Raw genomic sequence first — 1,392 nt, 5'->3', positions numbered from 1 at the left:
GAGGCGCTGATCCTGGGGTGCGGGTGCCCGGCGCTCTCGCCCGGCCTCCTGCCGGTCACCGTCCGGCCGGGCGGGCGGCGACGGGCGCGAGCGGGTGACGGGCGTGGACAGCATGGTTCCCCCTGATCCGGCGCCGGGACCGGCCTCAGAGCAGGGAGTTCGCACCACGTGGCGGACCCGGTTCGAACGTGCCGGGCCTGATCACCTACCGTTCGGGGGATGACAGAGCGACGCGCGATCTTGAGCGGCTCCACCTTCGAGGAGCAGATCGGGTACGCCCGGGCGGTGGTGGACGGCGACCGGGTCCACGTGTCGGGCACCACCGGCTTCGACTACGCGACCATGACCATCTCCGACGACGTCGTGGAGCAGGCCGAGCAGTGCCTGCGCAACGTGGGGGCGGCGCTGGAGGAGGCGGGGTGCTCGTTCGCCGACGTGGTCAGGGTCCGCTACCTGCTCCCCGATCGCGACGACTTCGAGCCGTGCTGGCCCGTCCTGCGCAGCCGCTTCGGCGAGGTCAGGCCGGCCGCCACGATGCTCGTGTGCGGCCTGGCCGACGCCCGCATGAAGATCGAGATCGAGGTGGACGCGCGCCGCCGAACCCCGAACTCCGGCTGACGCGCCGCCACCGCGCCGGGCGGCGTCCTAGGCTCGCCGGAACGCCCCGCGAACGTGCACCGGCACCCCCCTGCCGAGCATCCCGGGCAGCACCTCGGCCACGTTCATCGGCATCCGTACGCACCCGTGGGAGGCGGGGTAGAGCGGCACCGACAGCGCCCCGTGAAGCGCGATGCCGCCGTTGAAGAAGATCGGGTTGTAGAGCTGCCCCAGGTAGGACTTGTGCCAGCCCGACTTGCGCCACGTGGTCCGGAAGTCGCCCGTGGGGGTGCGGGCCGAGCCGCAGAAGCGCTGCTTCCTGCCCTGCCAGTCGGCGGTCTCGCAGTACGGCACGCCGCTGCCCGAGGAGATGTGTGTGATCAGCTTCGGCAGGCCGTTCACGTAGAGGACCATGACCTGTTTGGCCAGGTTGACCTCGGCGCGCGTCGGCCTGCCCTTCGCCACGAGCACCTTGGGGGCCTTGGGACGTTCCAGCGCCGCCCAGGTGAGCGAGCCGACCGTGCTGCTGGGGCGGATGCCGTTGACCTTCTGGAACGCCCACACCGCCGCCAGCGTCGTCCCGCCGTACCGGCCGTCGAGCCTGCCCGGACGGTAGCCGAGCTCGGTGAGGCGCGTCTGCAGCGCGAGCACGGCCTCGCCCCTGGCGCCGAGCCTCAGCTTCCTCTTCGGCGCCTCGAACGGCGCGTACGCGCCCGGCGTGCCTGTGGCGGCAGGCGTCCCGGCGAGCGCGGCGGAGGGCGCGGCGAGGGGCGCGGTGGGGGGCGCGGTGGGGGG

The 1,392-nt window shown here is 73.1% G+C and carries 2 protein-coding genes; one reads left to right on the top strand and one right to left on the bottom strand.

Annotated elements, in window-relative coordinates; all coding sequences use genetic code 11:
- Nucleotides 1–219 precede the first annotated feature (219 nt).
- Nucleotides 220–618, top strand: coding sequence for a RidA family protein (locus DQW85_RS22990; protein WP_113702202.1), 399 nt, complete (start codon nucleotides 220–222; stop codon nucleotides 616–618).
- Nucleotides 619–645: 27 nt separating this feature from the next.
- On the opposite strand, the gene DQW85_RS22985 is transcribed toward DQW85_RS22990, so the two are convergent.
- A partial coding sequence (locus DQW85_RS22985) for a L,D-transpeptidase family protein (protein WP_113702201.1) occupies nucleotides 646–1,392 on the bottom strand: 747 nt, incomplete at its 5' end.

Source organism: Nonomuraea lactucae, from assembly GCF_003313395.1.
Classification (GTDB): Bacteria; Actinomycetota; Actinomycetes; order Streptosporangiales; family Streptosporangiaceae; genus Nonomuraea; species Nonomuraea lactucae.
The sequence above is the reverse complement of the archived record's forward strand: the minus strand, read 5'-3'. Positions and strand labels throughout refer to the sequence as shown.

Excerpts from the sequence above, each read along its gene's own strand:
- DQW85_RS22990 (WP_113702202.1), top strand. The coding sequence starts at position 220 with ATGACAGAGCGACGCGCGATCTTGAGCGGCTCCACCTTCGAGGAGCAG.